The sequence below is a fragment of the Paenibacillus sp. Y930 genome (assembly GCF_056786375.1).
Map to the genome: position 1 here is coordinate 520,401 of NZ_JBXCIX010000001.1, position 24,576 is coordinate 544,976.

23 protein-coding genes, 5 tRNA genes and 1 pseudogene are annotated in these 24,576 nt (G+C 38.6%); 5 read left to right on the forward strand and 24 right to left on the reverse strand.

The window, feature by feature from the left end; genetic code table 11:
* Positions 1-185 precede the first annotated feature (185 nt).
* Positions 186-1,655, forward strand: coding sequence for an aminotransferase class I/II-fold pyridoxal phosphate-dependent enzyme (locus AC1TO5_RS02550; protein ID WP_482061216.1), 1,470 nt, complete (start codon positions 186-188; stop codon positions 1,653-1,655).
* Positions 1,656-1,793: 138 nt separating this feature from the next.
* On the opposite strand, the gene AC1TO5_RS02555 is transcribed toward AC1TO5_RS02550, so the two are convergent.
* Together AC1TO5_RS02555 and AC1TO5_RS02560 are read right to left on the reverse strand one after the other, a co-directional pair.
* Positions 1,794-2,102 (reverse strand): DUF1292 domain-containing protein, encoded by a 309-nt coding sequence (locus tag AC1TO5_RS02555; protein ID WP_482061217.1) that lies wholly within the window; start codon positions 2,100-2,102, stop codon positions 1,794-1,796.
* Between the two features lie 77 nt (positions 2,103-2,179).
* On the reverse strand, positions 2,180-2,761 hold the full coding sequence (locus tag AC1TO5_RS02560) for a stalk domain-containing protein (RefSeq protein WP_482061218.1): 582 nt from the start codon (positions 2,759-2,761) through the stop codon (positions 2,180-2,182).
* Between the two features lie 315 nt (positions 2,762-3,076).
* On the opposite strand from AC1TO5_RS02560, the gene AC1TO5_RS02565 reads away from it, so the two are divergent.
* Both AC1TO5_RS02565 and AC1TO5_RS02570 read left to right on the forward strand, forming a co-directional pair.
* Positions 3,077-3,790 carry an MBL fold metallo-hydrolase gene (locus AC1TO5_RS02565; RefSeq protein WP_482061805.1) on the forward strand — a complete coding sequence of 238 codons (714 nt, stop codon included), beginning with the start codon at positions 3,077-3,079 and terminating at the stop codon, positions 3,788-3,790.
* A gap of 17 nt (positions 3,791-3,807) precedes the next feature.
* On the forward strand, positions 3,808-4,038 hold the full coding sequence (locus AC1TO5_RS02570; RefSeq protein WP_482061219.1) for a DUF3892 domain-containing protein: 231 nt from the start codon (positions 3,808-3,810) through the stop codon (positions 4,036-4,038).
* Positions 4,039-4,108: 70 nt separating this feature from the next.
* Here AC1TO5_RS02570 and AC1TO5_RS02575 read toward each other — a convergent pair whose 3' ends face one another.
* Together AC1TO5_RS02575 and AC1TO5_RS02580 are read right to left on the reverse strand one after the other, a co-directional pair.
* Complete coding sequence (locus AC1TO5_RS02575) at positions 4,109-5,554, reverse strand: nicotinate phosphoribosyltransferase (RefSeq protein ID WP_482061220.1); 1,446 nt, start codon at positions 5,552-5,554, stop codon at positions 4,109-4,111.
* A gap of 204 nt (positions 5,555-5,758) precedes the next feature.
* A complete protein-coding gene (locus AC1TO5_RS02580; protein WP_482061221.1) occupies positions 5,759-6,700 on the reverse strand; it encodes an S-layer homology domain-containing protein in 942 nt (313 codons plus the stop codon).
* 235 nt (positions 6,701-6,935) lie between these two features.
* Between AC1TO5_RS02580 and AC1TO5_RS02585 the strand changes: the two genes are divergently transcribed.
* Both AC1TO5_RS02585 and AC1TO5_RS02590 read left to right on the forward strand, forming a co-directional pair.
* Positions 6,936-7,010, forward strand: a tRNA-Val gene (locus AC1TO5_RS02585).
* 670 nt (positions 7,011-7,680) lie between these two features.
* Complete coding sequence (locus tag AC1TO5_RS02590; RefSeq protein WP_482061222.1) at positions 7,681-8,520, forward strand: malate synthase; 840 nt, start codon at positions 7,681-7,683, stop codon at positions 8,518-8,520.
* A 434-nt stretch (positions 8,521-8,954) separates the two neighbouring features.
* Here AC1TO5_RS02590 and AC1TO5_RS02595 read toward each other — a convergent pair whose 3' ends face one another.
* The 20 genes and pseudogenes from AC1TO5_RS02595 to carA form a co-directional block, all read right to left on the reverse strand.
* Positions 8,955-9,269, reverse strand: coding sequence for a type II toxin-antitoxin system PemK/MazF family toxin (locus AC1TO5_RS02595; protein ID WP_482061223.1), 315 nt, complete (start codon positions 9,267-9,269; stop codon positions 8,955-8,957).
* A 7-nt stretch (positions 9,270-9,276) separates the two neighbouring features.
* Positions 9,277-9,483: a DUF2281 domain-containing protein gene (locus tag AC1TO5_RS02600; protein ID WP_482061224.1), complete on the reverse strand. Its 207-nt coding sequence runs from the start codon at positions 9,481-9,483 to the stop codon at positions 9,277-9,279.
* A gap of 247 nt (positions 9,484-9,730) precedes the next feature.
* Positions 9,731-9,880: a hypothetical protein gene (locus tag AC1TO5_RS02605; protein ID WP_482061225.1), complete on the reverse strand. Its 150-nt coding sequence runs from the start codon at positions 9,878-9,880 to the stop codon at positions 9,731-9,733.
* Between the two features lie 22 nt (positions 9,881-9,902).
* Positions 9,903-10,031, reverse strand: coding sequence for a hypothetical protein (locus AC1TO5_RS02610; protein ID WP_482061226.1), 129 nt, complete (start codon positions 10,029-10,031; stop codon positions 9,903-9,905).
* Positions 10,032-10,348: 317 nt separating this feature from the next.
* Entirely contained in the window at positions 10,349-10,729 is a 381-nt protein-coding gene (locus tag AC1TO5_RS02615; protein WP_482061227.1) for an S-layer homology domain-containing protein, read from the reverse strand.
* A 33-nt stretch (positions 10,730-10,762) separates the two neighbouring features.
* Positions 10,763-10,837: pseudogene (locus AC1TO5_RS02620) on the reverse strand (S-layer homology domain-containing protein); the annotation flags it as partial.
* An 11-nt stretch (positions 10,838-10,848) separates the two neighbouring features.
* Positions 10,849-11,466 (reverse strand): hypothetical protein, encoded by a 618-nt coding sequence (locus AC1TO5_RS02625; RefSeq protein WP_482061228.1) that lies wholly within the window; start codon positions 11,464-11,466, stop codon positions 10,849-10,851.
* 421 nt (positions 11,467-11,887) lie between these two features.
* Positions 11,888-11,976 (reverse strand) — tRNA-Leu (locus AC1TO5_RS02630).
* Positions 11,977-12,029: 53 nt separating this feature from the next.
* Positions 12,030-12,118 (reverse strand) — tRNA-Leu (locus AC1TO5_RS02635).
* Between the two features lie 16 nt (positions 12,119-12,134).
* Positions 12,135-12,211: transfer RNA gene (locus AC1TO5_RS02640), tRNA-Ile, on the reverse strand.
* Between the two features lie 36 nt (positions 12,212-12,247).
* Positions 12,248-12,323: transfer RNA gene (locus tag AC1TO5_RS02645), tRNA-Met, on the reverse strand.
* Between the two features lie 167 nt (positions 12,324-12,490).
* Positions 12,491-12,673, reverse strand: a complete 183-nt coding sequence (locus tag AC1TO5_RS02650) for a hypothetical protein (RefSeq protein ID WP_482061229.1) — start codon at positions 12,671-12,673, stop codon at positions 12,491-12,493.
* Between the two features lie 230 nt (positions 12,674-12,903).
* Positions 12,904-13,797, reverse strand: a complete 894-nt coding sequence (locus tag AC1TO5_RS02655) for an ABC transporter ATP-binding protein (protein WP_482061230.1) — start codon at positions 13,795-13,797, stop codon at positions 12,904-12,906.
* A gap of 3 nt (positions 13,798-13,800) precedes the next feature.
* On the reverse strand, positions 13,801-16,710 hold the full coding sequence (locus AC1TO5_RS02660) for an ABC transporter permease (protein ID WP_482061231.1): 2,910 nt from the start codon (positions 16,708-16,710) through the stop codon (positions 13,801-13,803).
* A gap of 3 nt (positions 16,711-16,713) precedes the next feature.
* Entirely contained in the window at positions 16,714-17,784 is a 1,071-nt protein-coding gene (locus AC1TO5_RS02665; protein WP_482061232.1) for an efflux RND transporter periplasmic adaptor subunit, read from the reverse strand.
* Entirely contained in the window at positions 17,747-18,466 is a 720-nt protein-coding gene (locus AC1TO5_RS02670) for an ABC transporter ATP-binding protein (protein WP_482061233.1), read from the reverse strand. Before AC1TO5_RS02670 ends, AC1TO5_RS02665 begins: the two co-directional genes overlap by 38 nt.
* Positions 18,467-18,695: 229 nt before the next feature.
* On the reverse strand, positions 18,696-19,343 hold the full coding sequence (gene pyrE / locus AC1TO5_RS02675; RefSeq protein ID WP_482061234.1) for an orotate phosphoribosyltransferase: 648 nt from the start codon (positions 19,341-19,343) through the stop codon (positions 18,696-18,698).
* Complete coding sequence (gene pyrF, locus AC1TO5_RS02680) at positions 19,336-20,067, reverse strand: orotidine-5'-phosphate decarboxylase (protein ID WP_482061235.1); 732 nt, start codon at positions 20,065-20,067, stop codon at positions 19,336-19,338. Before pyrF ends, pyrE begins: the two co-directional genes overlap by 8 nt.
* 153 nt (positions 20,068-20,220) lie before the next feature.
* Positions 20,221-23,442 (reverse strand): carbamoyl-phosphate synthase large subunit, encoded by a 3,222-nt coding sequence (gene carB / locus AC1TO5_RS02685; protein WP_482061236.1) that lies wholly within the window; start codon positions 23,440-23,442, stop codon positions 20,221-20,223.
* Complete coding sequence (carA, locus tag AC1TO5_RS02690; protein ID WP_482061237.1) at positions 23,435-24,574, reverse strand: glutamine-hydrolyzing carbamoyl-phosphate synthase small subunit; 1,140 nt, start codon at positions 24,572-24,574, stop codon at positions 23,435-23,437. The genes carB and carA overlap by 8 nt, the downstream gene beginning before the upstream one ends.
* Positions 24,575-24,576 lie beyond the last annotated feature (2 nt).

Genomic DNA, 24,576 nt, shown 5'->3' on the forward strand with positions numbered 1-24,576 from the left:
TCTAATCCCTCCGCATCTAACAATATTATCATATCTCAATGATGTTAAACTATGAACATTTCGTCACAACTTGTCTTCCGAGTTCAAGCAATATATTAATTTTATAAAAAACGTATTGCATTCCACCTTGTTTTTGTTATACTCAACTTTGTTTGTACACCTAATGAAAGGCAGGGATGTCAACGATGGACCATCGTCGTACTCCATTATTTACTGCGCTACGCAACCATGCGGAGCAAGATCCCGTCCAGTTCCACATACCAGGACATAAAAAAGGCATCGGAAGTGACCCAGAATTTCGTTCTTTTATCGGTGATAATGCCTTGTCCATAGATCTAATTAATATTGCGCCGCTTGATGATTTACATCAGCCAACTGGCGTCATTGAGGAAGCGCAGCAATTAGCAGCAGATGCTTTTGGAGCAGATTATACTTATTTCTCTGTCCAAGGGACAAGCGGTGCGATTATTGCGATGATTTTATCAGTTTGTGTACCCGGCGATAAAATTATTATTCCACGTAACATTCATAAATCTGTACTGTCTGCTATTATTTTTGCGGGTGCTAGACCAATATTTATCTCACCTGCTCGAGACAAAAACTTAGGTATTGATCATGGGATTACGACTAGTTCAGTAAAACGTGCCCTGCAGCGTCATCCTGACGCTAAAGCCGTACTAGTTATTAACCCGACTTATTTCGGTATTTGTGCGAATTTAAAAGAGATTGTAGATCTTGTTCATAGTTATCATATCCCTGTCCTTGTCGATGAGGCTCACGGCGTTCTTATTCACTTTAATGAGAAGCTACCGATGTCTGCTATGGAAGCAGGCGCAGATATAGCTGCAACGAGCGTACACAAGCTTGGAGGCTCTATGACACAAAGTTCTGTACTTAATGTCAAAAAAGGACTTGTGAACCCACAACGTATTCAAACGATTCTTAGTATGCTAACAACAACATCCACTTCATATATTTTATTGGCATCGCTTGATACTTCACGAAGAAATCTAGCGTTGCACGGTGAAACGATTGCTGATCAAGCGATCGAACTTGCAGAACATGCACGTGCAGCAATTAATCAAATTCCAGGACTATACAGCTTCGGCAAAGAAATTCTTGGTGATGAAGCCACTTACGATTTCGATCCAACAAAAGTAACGATTCACGTCAGACATCTTGGCATTACTGGTTATGATACGGAAAACTGGTTACGTGAGCATTTCAACTTAGAAATTGAAATGAGTGATATGTACAATATTTTGTGTCTAGTTACTCCCGGTGACACTTCTGAATCTGTACAAAAACTTATTGTTGCCTTGAAAACTCTTTCTGAAACCTACTTTGAAGGAGCAGAGGCTCGTGAGCTTGTCGTGAAAATACCTGACATCCCTCAGCTTTCATTGACACCACGTGATGCTTTCTATGGGGAAACAGAGACGATTCCTTTCAAAGAGTCTGCAGGACGTATTATTGCTGAATTTATCTATGTGTATCCGCCTGGTATACCAATTCTACTACCTGGTGAAGTTATTTCACAAAAAAATATTGACTATATTATCGAGCATGTTGAGGTTGGTCTACCTGTTAAAGGTCCCGAGGATCGCAACATTGAATTCGTCAAAGTTATTTTTGAAGAAACAGCGATTTCGTAATAATAAAGTAGTTACTACAAAAAACTGCACCGCCGCTTGTTAGACATAACTAACAAGTTGGCGGTGCAGTTTTATATATATAAGGACAGAAAAAAAAGCAGCGATAAGGAACCCCCATCTCTGCTTTACTTGCTTCTATTATTGTTCGCCGTTTTCAGTGTTGGCGATTTCTTCATAGATAGCTTGAACGCGATTCCACTCTTCGTCATCTTCAATACCGACTAAGAAAGCTTCCTCATTTTCTTCTTCAACACGGAAAATCACTCCGTCTTGCTCTGGATCTTGACGATCAAGTAGTACGGCATACATCATGTCTTCATTCTCAAATGTATATACCATTACCATTTCACGTTCTTCGCCTTCATCATTTGCTATGATAAACACATGGTCTTCATGCTCATGGTCTTCGCCACAACCACAATTTTCATCATGTTGATGTTCAGTCACAGTAGTTACCCCATTTCGGTTAAATATAATTTATACGTTATTATGTTAACAGAATGTTATGCTATGGTCAAACAGATTTAGTTCGCGGATGAAGTAATTAACTTCTCTGATGTAATGGTCCATTCATCACTGTTCTCAGGCTTCATATAGCAACGAATCGTATATTTTCCACTTAATGAAAAACGATAGCTCGTCTCTTCTGTGACGAACCAATAATTATCGCGATCTTTTTCTACTTTAATTTCTTGAATTAACGTTTCTTTTCCATTGGGATCAACGATCGTGAATTTTGTAGAGTTTAATTTTAAGCCTACATTGTCTACTTGTGCAAACACTTTAATCTTTCCACTAAACCCTTTTTTCACTTCACCAAATGTAGTCTCTTCCCCATTACTGCTATTATAAATAAACATATGCACATTAGGTGAGTAAATCGTTGCAGTCTTTGTGTTCGAGTTCCAATCGACAATAGCATGCAGTGATTCACCAATTTTACGAAGTGGTAAATAAGTACTATTATCAATCAGTTCACCTATTTCGCCTAGATCGGCATCATTAATAATCACTTTAATTTTCGAGCTAGATGCATTTGCAAGTACAACTGTTGCACTCCAAATCATAACGATACTTAATAGAATGAAAATTTTCTTATGTTTCATCGCTTGTCTTAACCTCCAATTTATCATCATTCCTAAGAAGTTAGACTCCATGGTAAATAAAAAGTTGCGTTAAAATGAAAAAGATTTAATGTAGAAAACTAGTAGTAACTGATTAACTTATCAAAATTTTTCAGCAAGACATCTTGAATAAGATTTACAGTTTCGTTACAATGCAAGAAAACGGTTAGCAATATCCATTAATAATAGCTGAAATTTCGTTATATCTGTGAGCTGGATTACAGAGTTAATGATCATTATCTGATATAATATAAAAACTTAGCTCATGTATAAGGAGGTTTCTATGTGATAATTACTATGATAGGCACTGGTAATGCGTTTGCGAAACAGCATTATAATAACAATGGATTAATACAACAACATTCGTTCAACCTGCTAGTAGACTGTGGCATTACATTACCCCATGCCCTTTATGAGCAAGGCTATAGCTTCGATCAATTAGATGGTGTGCTTATAAGTCATATCCATTCTGATCATGTTGGTGGCTTGGAATTATATGCTTTTCAGATGATGTTTAAGTACAAGAAAAAGGCCACCTTATATGTTGCTGAGTCCTTGGTGGAGCCTTTATGGGAAACTTGTCTCAAGGGCGGGCTTGTACAAGGGGATCTCATAAGCATAGATGACTTCTTCCATGTCGTGCCATTAGTACCGAATACTAACTATGAATTAGCTCCCGATTTGAATATTAAGTTGATTCAAACGCAGCATATTCCGAATAAAGATAGTTATTCTATCTTGTTCAATGATAGATTTTTCTACTCAGCAGATATGACCTTCAATCCACAACTATTACAGCAATTAGTTGAAGACGGAGTGCAAACGGTCTATCATGATTGTCAGCTTGAAAGCCCTGGCTTAGTACATACCACATTAGAAGAATTATTATCATTACCTGATCACTTGCAACAAAAAATAAAATTAATGCATTATGGCGACACAATTGGGGACTATATAGGTAAGACGGGCTTGATGGAAATTGTTCAACAAGGTCTACCGTCTACTATCTAGCGAGGAAGTGTATGTCAATGTCAGAGCAGCAGGAAGTTGTCGCAGTAAGACGTAATGCAGCAGGAAGTATAGTAGAATTCAAGCTTTCTTCCGGTGAAATTGTTGATTATATGCAAGCTCAAGAAATGGTTAGTAATCAGGAAATTAAAAATTTAGAACTGTTCAAAGGTAGAGATCATGAACAGCATATTCGTTCAGAGCCTGACGATACCGTTGCAAATAACTTAGATCAATTACCTTCATTCTAATAACAGAGCAAGATAAAGGGGCTGTCCAGATAGTCAGTGAAAACTGACTCAAGGAAGCCCCATTCTTCTATTATTTATTATGTTGACTCAATAGATCTTTACGAATATTCCAAACTTTATCACTTAGCACTACAGCATACTTTTCAGGATTCAGCTTACGCAATGTTTCTGGCCAAAACAAATCAAGCTGTAATTGATGGTATTGGGCAATTTCTTGCACAGTAGGGAGCTTATAGACACACTCCCCCGCCACGTATATAGGGTGTAGCAATGGTAAAGCTGTGTAACGGCTTACTTCGCGACGTATGTACGGGTGAGCTGGATCGTATAGCATTAACGGCTGTTCTGAATTAGAATCAAGCACTTCATCATCCATCGTAATATAATCAGCTTCCGCTTTTCCAGTGTCTAAGTTCACAATGCGATATACATTTTTCTTTCCGGGAGTCGTTATTTTCTCAGGATTTCCGGAAATTTTGATGACGGGCTCGTATTGCCCATTACATTCCTTAGCAACTAGCTTATATACACCACCGAGTGCGGGATTATCGGAAGCTGTAATTAGCTTTGTACCAATTCCCCAACTATCAATCCGCGCTCCTTGTGCCTTCAATTCTACAATAATATTTTCATCTAGATCATTAGAAGCTACAATTTTTACATCGGGGAAACCCGCTTCATCGAGCATTTCACGAGCACGCTTAGATAAATAGGCTAGATCTCCACTATCAAGACGAATCGCCTTCATACGCTTACCTTTGGCAGCAAGCTTACGTGCTGTTTCAATGGCATGAGGTACGCCTTCACGCAATGTATCATACGTATCTACGAGTAAAGTTACATCATCAGGTAACGCCTCAGCGTAACGATCAAACGCCTGCTGCTCACTATCATGAATTTGTACCCAAGCATGAGCATGAGTCCCTTTTGCTGGTAAATTAAACAGCATTGCCGCTCTCAAGTTAGACGTTGCATGAAAGCCAACTAGACAAGCTGCTCTCGCCCCCCAAATAGCTGCATCTGCTTCTTGTGCTCGGCGCGTACCGAATTCCATTAATATATCATGTGGCGCTACTTGCTTAATTCTCGCCGCTTTCGTTGCGATTAGTGATTGATAATTCATGAAGTTCAATATTGCTGTCTCAATAATTTGAGCTTCAAAAATCGATGCCTCCACTCTTAATATTGGCTCATTAGGGAAAACCAATGTACCTTCAATGGCAGCATAAATATGACCTGTAAACTTAAATTGTCTAAGCTCCTCTAGAAATGGAAGGTCATAGTTTTCCTCTTGCGAAGCTAGAAATGTAATTTCTTCTTCAGAAAATTTTAGCCCCTTAATATAATGAATAATTCTTTCCAGACCAGCGGCAACGGCAAAGCCGTTGCCGAATGGCAATTTTCTAAAATACAAATCAAAAACCGCTTTTTGATGATGCGTATGATGCTTCCAGTGAGCATACATCATATTAATTTGATATTTATCGGTATGTAGTATAAAATGCTCCGATGTCATAGTTACACCTGCTCCCCATTACTAACGATTTGTGCCCCTCTGTACCTCTAATATTAGGAGGATAGATAGTATCATTATGATGTTTTTTTCATAGAAGTCAATTCAATACGATGCCAAGCAAGGTCATTACGAGCGCTCTACATAAAGAAAACGCTGAATAGCTAGTCAACGTTACGACTACTACACAGCGTTCTCATACCATTATTATTGAGCTACAGATTCATCATTATATTGTGCTTCTACAAATTCAACTTTATATTGTTTATCTACATATACAGATGTAGACACGTTTGTAATCACTTGAGGATACATCATATCTGGTAGAGGCTCAACAATCTGAATATCTACATAAGCGATGTCACCAACAAATTTAATATTAGCTACCTTTATGCCATAGCCTGGATGTGGTACGTCTGCAGAAATTGTTACTTTATTAACTGTATCCGTTAATGCTTCTGTCGTCAGCTTTACATTGTCAAGTTGGCTTGATGGTTCAACTTCTTCATTAACATTAAGCGTATCTACAAAAAGAAGTGCTTTATCTAACCAAATCGCTGCTTCACCACGAGTAACGCTTTGTGTAGGATTAAACTTGTTGTCTTCCGTAAGCTCTGCAAACTTTAGAATTAGAAGCTTTTGAATCGCATTGCTATAGTCTGGTTGAACTTCCTTAGCATCAAGATAGTCAATATAGATTGCAATTAGTGGGTATTCACCTTTTCGATCTACCTGATCCATTAAGATAGATGCAAATTCCTCACGACTAATGGAATCGTTAGGATTCACATCAGCAGCAAATTCCACGCCATTGTAATATCCTTCTACAAATGCTTCAGAATACCATTGATCATTAGCTACATTTTCATACATATCACTAGCTACAGGTAGTTTTGCAAAACGGAAACGACTAAGGTCCAGTTCAAAAGCTCTATCAAGCAAAGAGACAGCTTGAGCGTATGTCAATTCATTATCTGGATTGAATGCATCTGATTTAACACCGTTAATAACTCCTCGCTCCTTCAAACTTAAAATATGGCTTTCTGCTTTGTGACCTGATACATCCGAAAACGCATGTAAAACTGGTGTTAATGCTAGTAAAAGAACCAGCGAGAGTGCTACAGTAAATAAACTTTTCTTCTTCATCATATTTCCCCCTAATTTGTTGGACTTCTTGTTGGACTTCTATGTAACAAAAAGTCATTCTCGAAGCATAACGCTTTAATTATTAACTATATCTATAAACGTCATATTTACTCATAATGTTGCAACAATAATTAGAGGTTTTTATGAATTAATGAAAATTAGAATATTTACCTTCTAAAATTACTAGATTATAGCTTGAATATATCGTTAGCCTATGCTATTATATTTTGTATTGCATAGGACGGTAACTCAGCGGGAGAGTGCTACCTTGACAGGGTAGAAGTCGCGGGTTCGATCCCCGCCCGTCCTACCAGAATATAAACGTTCAGCCCCCTTACGGTGTAAGGGGGCTTTTTTTTTTGGCGTATTGGGATGAGTTTGTGAAGCTCTCTTTTTGGTGCTTTTGGTCAAGAATAGATTTTAGGTCATAATATTATGCTTCAAGACTATTACTTAATTAAGGAAAATGGTCTTTTTACTAACTCTTCTCTTATTCGTTTTTTTCACAATAAATCTCTTCTAAAAAAACAACCCTCACACCCACATTCACCTTTGTTCGTATAAATAGAGTAATATTACTAATTTTTAAGTTCCTCATTTTTTTGCACGATTGTATTAGCAATATCATGGGTTTATCGGGATTACAATTTCCTTACCATCAATATCACGCACTCCACATGTGTTGAGTGCCGATATCCGACAAAGATGATAGTTTCACAAAAAAAAATAAATTATACGATAAAAATACACCATTGTCAATTCATTATTTGAAATATGTTTGGATATATGGTAATATATATTTATAAGAATATTTAGACAATACACGATAATCGTACGCAACTTCTTTTCGACAGAATTTGAGTGCGGTTTTTTGATGTAAAAAACCATTTTCTCATTCTATTTCGTCAATCGAAAGCAAGCTAGTCAGAAAATAATAGGTGTTAATTTAATACCTAAATATTTATACGAGGAGAGTGGGCTTAGTGAACTTAATCAATGAAAAAATAACTCATATAGTCTTTGGTATTGGAAATATCGTGGATCATGATGAGTCTGTCATCACTATTGATTTTAATAATTATACTAAAAAATTCGTTTACCCTGATGCCTTTGAGAAGTTTATCAAACTAAATGACAGAAATATCGCAAAATCTTTGCAGAAAATTATTGCAAAAGAGGAAATTAAAAAAGAAGCACTTGAAAGAGAACGTGAAGAAGTAGAGGCGCAGCAGGCGCTTGAACAGCAGCGTAGAGAAAAAATAAAAAACCTTAAAATTCATGAGAGCTCACAAATTGTTTTCTGGCTGGACGAGGAAGAGCAACAAAATGTATTTACCGACTGGCGAGCGTCTACTGGCAAGGTTCAAAATGGAAAAAATAAAGGCCAACCAAATAGAGTAGCTCGTTTGCTTCCGAACAGTGCATGTCTTCTGACTGCAAGAGGATCCGATCAATCAGAAACAGAAAGACGTATTTTCGGCCTCTATATGGTAAACGAAACGTTTTTCGGCGATCTTAGCAATGATGGAATGGTCCCGGCCCATACGGAATTTAGAATTAAGCTCACAGATCAAGAAGCAGAAAATATGCTTTTCTGGAATTATTATATCAACAAAAACTTTCCTGAACGCTTGACATGGAATTCTGGTAAATACCGTTACTTCGATAACGTTTGGACTGCTCAAATCTTAAAAGATATCATAGCATTAAGAACAGATGAAGAAAAAATCAAAGAAGCTAAAAACTTCTTAGAATACTTCTGTCAAATGAATCTCCTTGACATGGATAACATCCCACAGGCGCACGGAGCTTCAAAACAATAATACCCAGGTGACATATAGGGACGGTTCATATGCCCGTATGCGGGAATCACGGTTAGTTTGTTCTCTTTGGTTACCTTATATTCAATACTAATCGATTTCGTCCCCACTATTATTTCATGTTACTATAACATGAGATTGATTCAATACGTTTTTGGTGTTATTTAAAGCACTTTTTGCAATCAAGGTTCTCACTTACCCTGGGGGGAGTTGAACTCTTCTCCCTCATTTCCTGCGTTGTACCCACACGTTTTATATGATCCCGGGAAGTCGTGTAGCAACGCTCCTCGGGTTTTTGTGTTGTTATACTGTAGCTGTTAGTTTTATAGCTTTCGGCTACAGTATGGCTACAAATACGGACAGGGTTTTTGGGTAACGTTGGGTGTGTATTAGTATGTGTTACTTAATATCTTGCAAGATAATATTCAATAATAAATCTATTCTGAGATTAACCTATCAATTTGCTCCTTAACCTCTAACAAACGATCAGATGTCAAATGACCAAATTTCTTATTAACAATTCGACTAGACAACGTATATATTTTGTCTGCACGAATGCCCGATTCCACTTTCAGTTGACCAACATCTAAATCATCCGTTGTGATACGAATAAAGAAATCACGACTTGCTAAGTTAGATGTAATCGCCGCTACGACAATATCTTGATTAACAAGATTATAACTTGTATTGGATAGAACTAATACTGGACGCTGCTTCGTAGCAGATAGATCACTGTATGGAAATGGTATCAATAGTATGTCACCTTGCTTCTACAAAGTTCCAAACCTCGTCATCTACAGTATTATCCCAAAAATCCATACTTGTCTTAGTCGCTTCTCCAAGATTTTTCAAAGTATCCTTTTCACGCTTCATTTTTAGATATCCAATAAAATCATGTACTTCTGCTGCATCTTGATCTGTGATTTTGTCAATCAAGCGTTTTAATTCTTCACGGTTCACACTCATGGACAACACCACCTTTCAATTCATATTACTATTATACCATTTAGGGCTTGTTTGAAGCACAGGATATTAAGTTTCTTGCAGAAATTAGTGATAGTTTGATTGGTTACATCCTGTATCCCATTACGTGGCACTCTTTGGACGGGTTTCAATATATCCTTGGTTACGATAGATGTCAGAAAAGCAGTAAACCATTCAGTTAGTTTAATCGGCGCAGAACGCTGTTTTGTCATATGAGCACGTTATACCATTACAATGTGTAGATAGATTTTACAATTCCGTTCGTAAAGCTGACATACTGTGTTCCGTATCTCCATACTTCAACTGAAATATTGTTTGAAGTTAACTTAGATGTATCGGAAGGATGTCCCCATGATAGTTCAACTTGTGCTTTGCTCATGCCTATGTTGACCTTTTCAGCTTTAATAAGATTTATTAATAAATTTCGCTAGCGTGCCTTGCTGTTCTTTTTTCACCGTGGCGGCTGTTTCTGCTGAATTAACGAACAGCGTAGCTTTGCCGACGGATATTTTCAATTTATTATTGGACATGAAACATTTCAAAGCAAGTAATCTATAAAGCACATTTAATTTCAAATCACTATATCTGTCTAGGGCAAATTAAATAAACTTACATACATTAGTTTATCTTGATATAAGGTGGTGTTCTTGATGAAACACAAAAAGACTTTAGTTGTGCGCCTGAGACCTGGCCAAAGATTACTTGTAATTGCGAAAAGACATCGTCGCCATCATTCCTAGATAGTATTAAATTCTGCATACAAAAAACTTGACGCCAACATAACGTCAAGTTTTTTTGTTTGAGTGCATCACTTAAAATACGCTCAACTCCATTATTTATGGCTTACCTAGTAATCAAGCACACGAAGTGCTAACGTAATAGCATCCGCACGAGTAGCTACTTTATCAGGACCAAATGTATTATTGCTGTATCCTACCACCAAACCATACTTAACTGCTGTAGCAACATAAGCTCTTGCATAAGCAGGAATGTTAGATGCATCGGCGAAAGTTAACTCATCCTCTGAGACAAGCTCTAGACCCAATGCTTTAACAATCATTACTGCTGCTTCTGTACGTGTAATGTCACCAGTTGGACGGAATGTGTTATCGTTATAGCCTGTTAGTATACCCGCCTCTACTGCTTGCTGAATATACTCTTTAGCCCATCCTTGAATTTTATCTGCATCAGTAAATTTCACTTCACCTTTTGCAGCTTCAAGTTTCATTGCGCGAACTAGAATAGCTGTGAACTCAGCACGATTAACTTCTTGATTCGGCTTGAATGAACCATCACTATAACCATTTACAAGTTTTAATGATACAGCGCGTTCGATCGCCGCTTTTGTTAAGGCTCAGGTGCTGTAGGATTGTTATGCTCATGAATTGCAGCTTGCAAAGCTGTCAAAGTAGTTTGCATTGTCGCTAACTTAGTAATATATGTATTAGCAGCTTCTGCATTTGCAATCGCTGACTCAAACGCCGTTGAGCGATCCGTTAGCGTCTCTGCTGCTGCAATAGCACTAATCAATTGAGCTTTCGTATTATCAATATCATTGCCAATAACTACTGTTACTTCATGAGAAGATAACGATCCTCCAGGAGTAATTTTATATTTTGTTGTTGCTGTAAATTGATCAGTAAGATCTTTCAACTCATATCTTTTCACAATTGTGTCAGCATTTTCAATAACCATTGTTTCTGGATCGTTATTAATAATAAACTCTAATGCAAAAGACTTAGTCATTTCTACTTCTAAAAATTGTGTACCATTATTTACAACAATGTAAGGATTCTTGAAAAATTCGTGTGCTGCTGATAATGTAGCATCTTCACCCTCTTTTACAAAATGAATAACTGTTGCTGTTTTGGTTTCTGTCGGTTCCTCTGCATACACAGGCATTGCAGATACCAATAAAGCAATGATAAGTACCGCTGATAAATGTTTATACCATCTGAATTTCATAATTAACCTTCTCCTTTAAATTCCTAATCTCGAAATAATGATTATCATTCTCAATATGATCTCAAAAAAATATTAGCAGTGAGCGCTGCTAATTCGGTGTATTGATAATAATTATCATCCTCAGTGAATATATCCCATAAGCTCCCCTCTCGTCAATAGTATTTTTAATAAAAATAGGTAACGCTATCATTTGTCAACCTTTATACATATTTTGATATTTTTCTTTTACTTCCATATAAACTCCACTGACAAATTCATTTATCTCTATTAAATGCCACTCTACAAGGAATAATTCATTTCTAATCCATGCCCTTGAATCTAAAACATCGAAATAACAAAAAACCCCCTTCAAGCTTAGCTTGAAGGGGGTTGGATTATTCAATGAATTTGCTACATAATAGAGTGAATCTAATAAATTAAATGGTGCCGAGAACCGGAATCGAACCGGTACGGTAGTCACCTACCGCAGGATTTTAAGTCCTGTGCGTCTGCCAGTTCCGCCACCCCGGCGTAGTACTATGTATACAATATTCAATTGAAAAATCAGTTAACCTAGGAAATAATGGTGCCGAGAACCGGAATCGAACCGGTACGGTAGTCACCTACCGCAGGATTTTAAGTCCTGTGCGTCTGCCAATTCCGCCACCCCGGCAAGGGTATGTAGCTAATGGTGGGCCCTGAGGGACTCGAACCCCCGACAAATCGGTTATGAGCCGACTGCTCTAACCAGCTGAACTAAGGGCCCTTAATAATATAATGATAACTCATTATGTCCAAAGGTTGGTTGCGGGGACAGGACTTGAACCTGTGACCTTCGGGTTATGAGCCCGACGAGCTGCCAACTGCTCCACCCCGCGTCATTGCTATTTCAAACGTTATCGCAACGGCGACATGTATTAATATACAACATTCAAACATATTACGTCAAGCATTTTTTAATATTTTTATTTATTTTTTATTTTCACCACTTTTATTCATAAAAATTACCAGTATTAATAGGTTTACACTACTATATACCTATGCACTATATTAATCCCCTTGAATTATTCAATAAATATTTCACTCCATATCTTCCCTTTAACGATTTGAATATTTCTATTTCCTGAGGGCAATCAAGACCATACATCCAATAATCATTTTCCATTCGCTGTACAACACAACTTGCTTGAAACTTTGATTCATATAATCTAATCCAATATATCCACATCTATTGTTACCTCCCAAAACTTTTCGTAACTCCTTGATAGACTTCCTAGTAACGAAAAGTTACTTCGGAAGCATTAGCCAAAGATAACGATAGATTACCCATTTTACACAAAATCATTCCAATTAATAAAAATAATGTAACAAGATAAGAAAAAATCCCCTTATCGCTAACAATGTTAAGTTCTAAGTATCGAACTTTCTACACATCGTCGACGATAAGGGGATTACTCTTTATTCTTCCTTTAGCTGAATCTGCGGTGATCTAATCGTAATCTTCTCACCATCAAACTCCATTAATACTTTATCTTTAATATCCATTGCCTTCAAATATTCTTTTGGAACTTGAAGACGACCAACTTTATCAACAACCACATAAGCAACATGCTCATTTTGTGAGGTATGCGCTGATAACGATACAAAGCCTTCACCATGCGATCCGATCTCTGGGTTATGCTTCACAAATTCCGTACTCGTTAAGCCGTCTCTAATCGCAACAACGCGGTCAACTTGACTGGCTAAGGTCATATCATGGGTAACGATAACGATCGTGACACCGATCTCCTTATTCAGCCTACGAAAAATATTCATAATCATATCAGATGTCGCAGTGTCAACCGATCCTGTAGGCTCATCTGCTAGTAGCAGCTCTGGACGATTAGATAACGATATCGCAATCGCCACACGCTGCTGCTCACCGCCTGAGAGCTGATGCAATTTATTATGCATCCGGTGCTTCAAACCAACCCATTCTAGAAGCTGCGTCGCATACGTACGATCCAACTTTCCAGAAAGCATCATTGGCATTTCAACGTTTTCAAGAGCTGTCAAATACGGCAATAGGTTTCGAGCATTGTTTTGCCAAATAAAACCTACCGTATCCCGCTTATAGCTTACACGCTCTTCCTCAGTCATTTTCAACAGATCCCAAGGACCCACTTTAACTTGCCCTGCAGAAGGACGATCTAAGCCACCTAGCGTATTTAAGAGCGTTGATTTACCACTACCACTATTACCGATAATAGCCATCAATTCGCCCTTCTCAACGGTTAGGTTCAAGCCTTGTAGAGCGACAACTTCCAAATCGTCAGTTTTATATATTTTTACTAATCCTTCACAATAGATCATGAATTATCGCTCCTCTCCCATTTTCACAGCTTGATGTACTTTAAGCTTTTTGATATGAAGGAGTAAGAACCCGGCACCAATTAACATCATCACAAGCACGACTAGCATTAATTGATTCGTATCGCTAGCTTGGAAGATAACACGGAATGGTGGAACCATTTCCGAGGCGTTGTCCGCCGATTGTAAAAATGGTAAGAAGATGTAGCTGACAACTTTACCAATACCAAAACCGAGTCCAATTGCAAGTCCTGCCGTTAATATTTGCTCAATCAGCAACATACTAGTTAACTGTGACTTCGAAAGCCCCATCGCACGTAACACACCAAATTGAACGACACGACCAGACAAATTGAAGAACCAGTATAATAGATAGCCTGCTAAAGTAACCGCAATCGTAACGAGGAATCCAAGACTTAATATACCGAATACGCCACCTCTAGTCGGTAACTTCGATTGAATAATTAGATCATTACGTACATCTTTAACGGTAACTACGTCTAATTTCGAAGCGGCTAGATGATCAAGCAACGGAGCAACAAGCGCATCCGGCTCCATCTTCACCCATACTTCATAAGGAATTAGCGGTAATTGATCATATATATAGTCCAAGTTAGCAATTAAGAACGGTTCACTATCTGGATATAAATTAGGCCAGAATGGAACGATGCCTTGCACTGTAAAATCTAATGTTCCATCTGTGAAACTTACTGAAATGAGATCGCCTAATTTCAATTGATATTTTTCAGCAATGTTTTCTGGTATTAGAGCACCATGCTCAGCCAATCCAAGGTATGACAAGTAATACGCCGGATCATAATCATACAAATCGTCTCCGAACCAAGCTACATCATAGAAATCTTTATTATCAATTCCCATAATTGTACCTTTCCCAACCGTCTTACCTGATACAATAATATTATTTTTGGACTGAAGTACTCTTGTAGCAGCTTCTACGCCAGGACTAGTTCGGAATACTTCGAACGGTGGTTCTGTATAGAGTAACTTCTGTGGTTGGTTATTATTTCCATTACCTCCACCATTTCCTCCGTTGCTGCCACCGCCGCCATTGCCTCCACCGTTTCCGCCGTTATTACCACCATTATTCCCGCCATTGTTATTGCCATCATCAGGTTTCTTCGTAGGAATCTTTTCAGGAATTCCGCCCCAATTCGTATGAACAATAACATCAGCACCATTTTTATACAGCGTTCGCTCCGTTGAGTTCAAGTCTATCGTACGAGCAGCCGAAGCATTATACACACCTAAGCCGATCGTTAAAATAAGCAATGTCATCAATGGATAGTAGCCTTTAGAAGAACGAGATAATTGTGTTAACGTCAAGTAAGATGATACAGGTAAATACCTTTTACCTAGCCAATTGCATAGTGCTATTATCCACGGGAAAATTCGCAGACATAGCAATCCAAGCGCAAAAATTGCTATTGCAGGTACAAAGAATAAAAACGGTTGAATTTGCATTTGATCACTTGATACGCCTGAATTAACAGTAAGTAATTGACGTTCATTGAACAAATACCAACCATAGATTGTAACGAGTACTAATATAATATCCAAATACCATTTTTGCCAAAATGGCTTTTTGTCAGATCGAGCCAAATCTTGTTTGTAACTAACGATGGAGGCTCTTGCGTACTGTACCGCTGGAATAATTGTTGCTAAAAGAGCGATAACAACAGCTATAACTCCGGCAATAATCGTTTCTACAGAGAATCCAATCGTAATCGACTTACGATTGACAAAGGATAAAAATCCATCTGCTGATCCAATACTTTTGGACATAAACCATCCAATCAATGGACCGATAACAAGAGCGATCAAACCAAGCATTATACTCTCGACGACATACATGCCGACAATTTGCCTTGTTCCTGCACCTCTACTACGAAGGACAGCAATATCACTGCGTTGTTTATCTAGCGATTGTCTTGCATTCATCATAATGAAATAAATAACCATTGCTAGCATTGGCGCAGCTAAAGTAAATAGCATCGTTTGTAATTCATTACTTTGCGCTCGGAAAGCTTTCAATGTTTCGGCGAATGATTGCTCTACTTTCGTATCTTTAAGTCGTTGGTACAACTCAATATCTAGACGATTTAAAGTAGAAGCCAGTTCATTAATTTGACTACTTTTAATTTGTGAAAGATCGAATGAATAATACCAAGATGCAGACTGCAAGAAAATATTTTGTTTTTTCAGTAGTTCTTCTTGAAACAACGTTTCATTAACAAACAGTGTTCCAAATTGCGATTCTACCCCTTGAGCCCAGTACGCATCAGAAATGTCTGTTGGCGATACAATACCAACAATTTGCACAACGATTTGTTTACTATTATCAGCACGATAATAGAATAGATCGCCAACATGCACATCATTACGATACATGCCTTCTTCAATCATTACCGCTTCCAGTACGCCTTTATCGGTAAGCTTGTCACTGAACCATTGTCCTTGTACAAGTTCATTATGTTCCTGTAAACCACTCATCGATTGAATATTTAAGGAACGTGTGCGACTCGCATCTACTTTATCAGGAAAGACTGGAGTAACATTACTTGGACGTATTCCATATTGTTGCACGAAGGTATCAAACGGGAAACCTATCGTTTTGGGAATATCATCCTTAATATATTGCTCTACAGAGAGCAATCCATCCATATTATTGCCATTTGCAGGTACGCCTTGATATTTCATCATTAAAGATCCTGCAGGCTTACTTTCACTATCTACCTTCAATTGTTGTGCAATGACGCGTTTCAAAGCTCCATCTGCATACATTGGAATACTTGTGGCAAATGCGACAGCAACAATAAGTCCTAACAAAGTACTTAATGTTAGCCAACGAGTATTCCACATTTTACGGAAAATAAAGCGAAAGAAGGGTACACCCATATCTTATCTCCCTACTACTTTCTGACCAGGCGTTAAGCCTTGTAAAATTTCGACATCAGTAGCAGTCTGCTGTCCGACTTCTACATCTACTTCACTTTTTTGCCCTTTTTCATCCACTACTTGAACATAAGTACGGTTACCTATGCTTCTTAGTGTAGATGGTGGGATGACAATAGCATTTTCTGTACGACTAGTGATGACGTTAATAGAAGCAGTTAGACCGCGAGCCGCTCCCGCAGGTAATTTATCAATCTGTACAATCATATAATCCTCGATACGATCAATTTCACCTGCTGCACCGCCTGATCCGTTCCCACCACCAGATGAATCAGTAGCTTTAGTAGGAAGTTGTTTCACTTTTCCTTTAATTGAACCACCGTTACTAATAGAAACCGTAGCTTCCATACCAATAGCAACTTTTTCTTGCTCTGTTTTTGTTAATTTCGCGCCTGGAACAAGCATTGTTGTATTGGCTACAATGGCAATCGGAGCATAAGCTTTAATAAGATCGCCTTTTTTTGCAGTTAGCGATACGATCGTGCCTGAGAATGGTGCTGTAATGACACCTTTTTCAATTTCCACCGCCATATCGTCTAGCTTTTGTCTTTTTTCTTCAAATGCAATACGTTGCGCCTCATACTCTGATTGATCCATCTCATCTCTTGAACGTAGCAATTCCTTCATCGCTAGTTCATCGCGTTGAAAAGCGAGTTTATCTAGACGTAAAGTTTTTTGCAGTTCACTTACATCAAGCTCTGCAATGACTTGTCCAGCAGTAACTGTATCACCTGTCTTCACGTGCACATCTTTTACATTAAGATCACCTTTAGTGAAATACATCGTTTCTTCTTCTAATGAAATAATTCTACCAATAACTGTTACCTTTGTTTCTAATGTTTTCGTAGCAACTGTATGCTCTGGCTTTTGCGAGATTTTCGGAGGAATAATATCAGGTATAACTTCCTCTTCTTTTTCATTCGGTAATAGACTACAACCACTTAATAATAGTGCTAAAATAACCATTGATATACTTGCTTTACGAGATAAATTTGCCATCCACCATTTCATAAACATGGTCTGCAACCTCCAAAATTGTAGGATCATGTGTCGTCATACATATCGAAATTTGTTCATACTTAATAATGCTTTGAAATAACGCCATTACTTGTGCGGACATCGCAGTATCCAATTCAGCAGTAGGCTCATCTGCAAGTAATAGAATCGGACGATGTGCAATAGATTTTGCTATAGCAACACGTTGTTGTTCACCACCCGATAATTCATACGGGCGGTGATGCATACGTTTTTCAAGTCCAACAAGTGTTAAGCATTCTTCAACGCGCTCTTTCCATTCTTTTTTGGGCCGATTCGCCATCCGCAAAGAAAGTTCAACATTTTCATAAGCAGATAATAAAGGCATTAATGCAAACGCTTGAAAAATAAACCCCATTTCATTGCGTCGTATTAATGTCCTTGCCTTATCGCTTAGCGTATCGAACGGTTTACCATTGAAATCAATACTCCCTTTGCTTGGCGTATCTAATCCGCCAAGACTGTTCAACAAAGTCGTTTTACCTGAGCCTGATCTTCCTTTTAACATAACAAGCTGTTGACGTTCAACTGTCATATTAAGTCCCTTTAACACATGAAGATCTTTGCCACCCACTTGAAAGATCCGTTCCATCTCTCGCACTTGTAATAGTGGAGTGTGACTAGGCTCGACATCATTTTCTTGAATATGTAACTGTTCATTCATATAATCTCATGACACCCCTCACACTTATTCTATATTAGAGACGTTTAATAGTTGGAAAAGGTTACAACTTTTAAATTATTTTCTGAAAATTTTCTAATAACATTGAAATATCATTATAACATTCATTGCTCTCATGTAATCAACTAAAATAGACATTATCATTTCATTACTGCTGAAACGATAATGTCTACTATATATTCGCTTTATGTTCAAACATCATTGCTGTCGTTTAATTGTTGTAAGCTTGAGGATTAGCTCTCCATGATTGAAGTGCTGCTACATCATCTTGAGCAATTTCACCAGTGGCAACAGCTTGTTCAATTAATGCAGAATAATTGGAAATGGTTTGCAGTGGAATCCCTGCTTCCGCAAACGCATCAATAGCCGATTGGAACTGATACGTAAAGATAGCCAATACTGCAAGTGGCACTGCTCCAGCTTCACGAACAGCAAGTGCTGCTTTCAATGAGCTACCACCAGTAGAAATCAAATCCTCGATAACGACGACCTTTTGGCCCGGTAGTACGCGACCTTCGATTTGATTTTGCTTACCATGTCCTTTAGCTTTATCACGAATATAAGCCATTGGTAAGTTCATTTTTTGTGCGACCCATGCAGCATGCGGAATACCTGCTGTTGAAGTACCAGCAATCACTTCAGCGTCAGGGTACATTTCATTAATTAATGCTACAAAACCATCTGCTACTTTTTCACGAATTTCAGGATAAGTCATCGTAAGACGATTATCGCAATAAATAGGTGACTTTATGCCAGACGTCCATGTGAATGGATCATTCGGACGAAGCGCTACTGCTTTTATTTCTAATAATGATGCAGCAATATCTTTTGCAAGCTGTTCCAATGATACTTTACTCATATGAGATTAACTCCTCAATAATAGATTCAATTGCTAACCGCGGATCAGTTGCAGCTGTTATCGGACGACCGATAACCATGTAGTCAGTCCCTTGTCGTAATGCTTCACTAGGCGTCATAATGCGAGATTGATCATTCAGTGCTGCTCCTAATGGACGAATACCAGGTGTAATCGTTTGGAATGCTTGTCCACAAGCATTTTTAATCGCAATAACTTCTGATGGTGATGCAACAACGCCATCTAACCCTGCTAATTGTGTTAACTTCGCATATGAAAGTACTGCAGCTTCAACCGTACCAGTAATTCCGATCTCACCATTCATAACTTGCTGACTAGTACTAGTTAAATGTGTTACGGCGATTACCGTTGGACGGTTCTGACTAGAGCTTGCTTGCTGTACACCTTCAAGCGCAGCCTCCATCATAGCGCGACCACCTGCAGCATGTACGTTGAACATATCAACGCCTAGCGCAGTAATACTCGTTGCTCCACCTTTGACAGTGTTAGGAATATCATGCATTTTCAAGTCTAAAAATACGCGGAAGCCACGATTTTTAAGCCCTTCTACAAAAGTGGGGCCTGCAGCGTAGTATAGCTGCATGCCCACTTTCATATAGCAAGGAATTCCGTTCAATTGCTGAATTAACTGCTCCGCAGCAGTTGCACTTGAATAATCAAGTGCAACCATAATTTTCGAAGCCGCCTCTGCTTTTGTAAGTGACATACCTTGCCCTCCTAAAACTTTTTGTTTACTTCATGAAAATACTACTTAGTAACAAAAAGTTACTTCGGAAGCATAAAAATTTATTGTTATCTACTTGATGATGCTTCCTGATAACAAAAAGTTACTTCGGAAGCATCATCTAAAATTTTTCGTTTACTTCTGTGGAGATACTGGCATAGCACTAGAAGTGAAGTTAATAGTTTGCATCATTGTAAGTAATGCTCTTACTGTATCAAGTGACGTCATACATACTACCCCATTCTCAACTGCTTCACGACGAATACGGAAGCCGTCACGTTCTGGAGTTTTGCCCTTCGTAAGTGTATTTACTACGAATTGAGCATGTCCTTCACGGATATGGTCAAGAATATTTGGAGCACCTTCACTTAATTTATTAACTCGCTCTACATATAACCCTGCTGCTTCTAGCGCATCTGCAGTACCACCAGTTGCCATTAATTTGTAGCCTATATTTGCAAAACCACGCATTAATTCAACTGTTTCTTGCTTATCTTTATCCGCTACTGTTACAAGAATTGTACCAGAGTTAGGAATTTTCATACCTGCACCAATAAGTCCTTTGTACAATGCTTTTGCAAATTGTACGTCGCGCCCCATTACTTCACCTGTAGATTTCATCTCAGGCGTTAATGTAGGGTCAACACGACGAAGTTTCGCGAATGAGAATACTGGAACTTTAACCGATACATGATCATCTTCAGGCCATAAACCATCTACATAACCAAGATCAGCAAGTCTTTCATTCAAGATTGCACGAGTTGCCAGATTCGCCATCGGCAGATTTGTTACTTTACTTAAGAATGGTACTGTACGAGAAGAACGTGGGTTAACCTCGATTACATATACTTTCTCTTCGTGAATAACAAACTGGATGTTAACAAGTCCGATAACTTTAAGCGCTTTTGAGATTTTAATCGTAATATCTACGATTTGTTGCTTAATATCGTCAGATAATGATTGCGGAGGATATACAGCAATCGAGTCACCGGAGTGAACACCTGCGCGCTCCACATGCTCCATAATACCTGGGATAAGTACCGTTTCGCCATCACAGATTGCATCAACTTCAGCTTCTTTACCAAGCATATAACGGTCGATCAATACTGGATGTTCAGGGTTGATCTTCACAGCTACTTCCATATAGCTTAACAGTTCTGCATCAGAATATACGATTTCCATTGCACGTCCACCAAGTACATACGATGGTCTTACAAGAACCGGGTAACCGATAACTTGAGCTGTAGCTACTGCTTCACCAACAGTCGTAACCGTTTTACCATCTGGTTGCGCAATATCTAAGCTACGAAGTAACGCTTCGAATTTCTTACGATCTTCCGCTGCATCGATACTTTCAAGGCTAGAACCAAGAATTTTCACGCCAGCTTTAGAAAGTGGAGCAGCAAGGTTAATCGCTGTTTGACCACCGAACTGAACGATTACACCGATTGGTTGCTCTTGTTCGATAACGTTCATTACGTCCTCGAAGAATAATGGCTCAAAGTATAGACGATCAGATGTACTGAAGTCAGTCGATACCGTTTCAGGGTTGTTATTAATAATAACTGCTTCGTAGCCTGCATTTTGAATAGCCCATACAGCATGAACAGTTGAGTAATCGAACTCAATACCTTGACCGATACGAATTGGTCCAGAACCTAGTACAAGGATTTTTTCTTTCGTTGTATCCGTTACTTCATTTTCTACCTCGTATGTGGAGTAGTAATATGGTGTAACTGCTTCAAATTCTGCAGCACAAGTGTCCACCATTTTATAAACTGGAATCATACCTTGCGACTTACGATATGCACGAATATCATCTTCATTCGTGTAAGCAGCATTTGGGAATCCTTCTTGACGAATTTCAGCAATTGAGCGGTCAGAGAAACCTTTACGTTTCGCTTCATATAATAACTCTTCTGTAAGTTCAGCTGATGTACGAATGATATCTTCAAATTTCACGATACCTTCGATTTTATCAAGGAACCACCAGTCGATACTAGTTAGATCTTGAATTTCTTGCAGTGCATAACCACGACGGAATGCTTCAGCAACTAGGAACATACGCTCATCATCAGGCTTATTAAGGCGAGTACGTAATACATCTTCAGAAAGATCAACTGATTCTTTCAAATGAATACGGTGCGCACCGATTTCCAATGAACGTACTGCTTTATGAATAGATTCTTCGAATGTACGACCAATCGCCATGACTTCGCCAGTTGCTTTCATTTGCGTACCAAGTTTGCGGTTCGCATCAACGAATTTATCAAATGGCCAACGAGGAATTTTTGATACGATATAGTCAAGAGCAGGCTCGAACATTGCATAAGTTTGACCAGTAACTGGGTTAACGAGTTCATCAAGAGTATAACCAACCGCAATTTTCGCAGCCATTTTTGCAATGGGGTAGCCCGTTGCCTTAGAAGCAAGCGCTGATGAACGAGATACACGCGGGTTAACCTCAATTACATAATATTGATAACTGAACGGATCAAGCGCAAACTGTACGTTACAGCCACCTTCGATATTCAAAGCGCGAATGATTTTCAATGATGCTGAACGAAGCATTTGATATTCGCGATCAGACAATGTTTGAGACGGCGCAACTACGATAGAGTCACCAGTATGAACACCAACTGGATCGAAGTTTTCCATGTTGCAGACAACGATACAGTTATCGTTAGCATCACGCATAACCTCGTATTCTACTTCCTTCATACCAGCAATTGATTTCTCAATTAGACATTGATTGATTGGAGAGTAACGAATACCTGAAGCAACAATTTCACGAAGTTCTTCTTCATCATCACAAATTCCGCCGCCTGTACCACCTAATGTGTAAGCAGGACGAACGATAATCGGATAGCCAATGGAGTTAGCAAAAGTAACTGCAGCCTCAACTGTCGTTACAATATCACTATCTGGAACCGGTTGGTCAAGCTCACGCATTAAATCACGGAACAAGTCACGATCTTCTGCTTTTTCAATGGCTGAAAGCTGAGTTCCAAGCAATTGAACATTTTCTTGCTCAAGCACGCCAGCACGAGCCAGCTCAACTGCCATATTTAGTCCCGTTTGTCCGCCAAGTGTTGGCAGCAAACCATCTGGACGTTCTTGACGAATAATTTGAGATACAAAGTCAAGCGTAATTGGTTCGATGTAAACTTTATCAGCCATATTTGTATCAGTCATAATTGTTGCAGGGTTACTGTTGATTAAAACAACTTCATAACCCTCTTCTTTCAATGCTTGACATGCTTGGGTACCCGCATAGTCAAATTCCGCCGCTTGTCCGATAACGATAGGACCAGAGCCAATTACAAGGATTTTTTTAAGTTTATTATTTTTAGGCATTTTGTAATTCTCCTCTCAACATTTCCGACAATATAGCTTGACGAGGTTTTTGCGGATTTTCTTGCTTATGGTTGCGAATCATTTCAATAAATTGATCAAATAGGTAACCGGAATCCTCTGGACCTGGAGCCGCCTCTGGGTGATACTGTACTGAGAATGCTGGGAACGTTTTATGTTTCAAGCCTTCAATTGTTTTATCGTTGTTGTTGATATGTGTCACGATTAGATCAGTAGCTTTGATTGATTCATCCGTTACTGTATAACCATGGTTTTGCGATGTAATATAGCAACGATTTGTTGCTAATTCTTTCACTGGATGATTACCACCACGGTGACCAAATTTCAATTTTTCTGTATCTGCACCGCATGCAAGAGCAAACAGTTGATGACCAAGACAAATTCCGAACATCGGGAATTCACCAAGTAGTTGTTTAATTGTTTCCGCAATATGAAGATTATCTTTCGGATCCCCAGGACCATTCGACAATTGAATGCCATCTGGTGCAAGGCGACGGATTTCATCAGCCGTTGTGTCGTGAGGAACAACTACGATATCGCAATTACGTTTGGACAATTCGCGAATAATTCCACTTTTAGAACCACAGTCAATTAACACAATACGCTCTTTATTACCTGGATTTGTGTACACATATTCTGTGGAAGTACGCGCTACCTGATCTTGGATTGATGGTGTTGCTTTCAAACGTTCTAGAAGTTCTTCAACATGCTCATTACCCGTTGTAATAACACCCTTCATCGATCCCAATTGACGAATTTTACGAGTCAACATACGAGTATCGATATCAGAGATACCAGGAATTTCATATTCTTTCAAAAGATCACCTAAAGAATATTGTGCACGCCAGTTACTTGGAATTGGTTCATAACGACGAACTGCTAAGCCGTGAATAAAGGGGCGAATTCCTTCGAAATCATCACGAGTAATACCGTAGTTACCAATTAATGGGTAAGTCATTGTGACAATTTGTCCACAGTAAGACGGGTCAGTAATAAGCTCCTGATATCCTGTCATTCCTGTACTAAATACGACCTCACCAATCGTTTGAGTTTCAGCACCGAATGATAATCCTTTAAATAAAGTTCCATCTTCTAATAATAATCTTGCTTGCATCC

What these genes read in the sequence shown, in the direction of transcription:
- AC1TO5_RS02615 (WP_482061227.1), bottom strand. Translation starts at nt 10,729, where the DNA reads ATGAAACTTGAAGCTGCAAAAGGTGAAGTGAAATTTACTGATGCAGAT.
- pyrF (WP_482061235.1), bottom strand. Translation starts at nt 20,067, where the DNA reads ATGTCACTTACAAAAGCAGAGGCGGCTTCGAAAATTATGGTTGCACTT.
- carA (WP_482061237.1), bottom strand. Translation starts at nt 24,574, where the DNA reads ATGCAAGCAAGATTATTATTAGAAGATGGAACTTTATTTAAAGGATTA.
- pyrE (WP_482061234.1), bottom strand. Translation starts at nt 19,343, where the DNA reads ATGAGTAAAGTATCATTGGAACAGCTTGCAAAAGATATTGCTGCATCA.
- AC1TO5_RS02670 (WP_482061233.1), bottom strand. Translation starts at nt 18,466, where the DNA reads ATGAATGAACAGTTACATATTCAAGAAAATGATGTCGAGCCTAGTCAC.
- AC1TO5_RS02565 (WP_482061805.1), top strand. Translation starts at nt 3,077, where the DNA reads ATGATAGGCACTGGTAATGCGTTTGCGAAACAGCATTATAATAACAAT.
- AC1TO5_RS02660 (WP_482061231.1), bottom strand. Translation starts at nt 16,710, where the DNA reads ATGGGTGTACCCTTCTTTCGCTTTATTTTCCGTAAAATGTGGAATACT.
- AC1TO5_RS02605 (WP_482061225.1), bottom strand. Translation starts at nt 9,880, where the DNA reads ATGAGCAAAGCACAAGTTGAACTATCATGGGGACATCCTTCCGATACA.
- AC1TO5_RS02560 (WP_482061218.1), bottom strand. Translation starts at nt 2,761, where the DNA reads ATGAAACATAAGAAAATTTTCATTCTATTAAGTATCGTTATGATTTGG.
- AC1TO5_RS02610 (WP_482061226.1), bottom strand. Translation starts at nt 10,031, where the DNA reads ATGTCCAATAATAAATTGAAAATATCCGTCGGCAAAGCTACGCTGTTC.
- AC1TO5_RS02570 (WP_482061219.1), top strand. Translation starts at nt 3,808, where the DNA reads ATGTCAGAGCAGCAGGAAGTTGTCGCAGTAAGACGTAATGCAGCAGGA.
- AC1TO5_RS02665 (WP_482061232.1), bottom strand. Translation starts at nt 17,784, where the DNA reads ATGTTTATGAAATGGTGGATGGCAAATTTATCTCGTAAAGCAAGTATA.
- AC1TO5_RS02655 (WP_482061230.1), bottom strand. Translation starts at nt 13,797, where the DNA reads ATGATCTATTGTGAAGGATTAGTAAAAATATATAAAACTGACGATTTG.
- AC1TO5_RS02550 (WP_482061216.1), top strand. Translation starts at nt 186, where the DNA reads ATGGACCATCGTCGTACTCCATTATTTACTGCGCTACGCAACCATGCG.
- AC1TO5_RS02575 (WP_482061220.1), bottom strand. Translation starts at nt 5,554, where the DNA reads ATGACATCGGAGCATTTTATACTACATACCGATAAATATCAAATTAAT.
- AC1TO5_RS02650 (WP_482061229.1), bottom strand. Translation starts at nt 12,673, where the DNA reads ATGTGGATATATTGGATTAGATTATATGAATCAAAGTTTCAAGCAAGT.
- AC1TO5_RS02625 (WP_482061228.1), bottom strand. Translation starts at nt 11,466, where the DNA reads ATGAAATTCAGATGGTATAAACATTTATCAGCGGTACTTATCATTGCT.
- AC1TO5_RS02580 (WP_482061221.1), bottom strand. Translation starts at nt 6,700, where the DNA reads ATGATGAAGAAGAAAAGTTTATTTACTGTAGCACTCTCGCTGGTTCTT.
- AC1TO5_RS02600 (WP_482061224.1), bottom strand. Translation starts at nt 9,483, where the DNA reads ATGAGTGTGAACCGTGAAGAATTAAAACGCTTGATTGACAAAATCACA.
- carB (WP_482061236.1), bottom strand. Translation starts at nt 23,442, where the DNA reads ATGCCTAAAAATAATAAACTTAAAAAAATCCTTGTAATTGGCTCTGGT.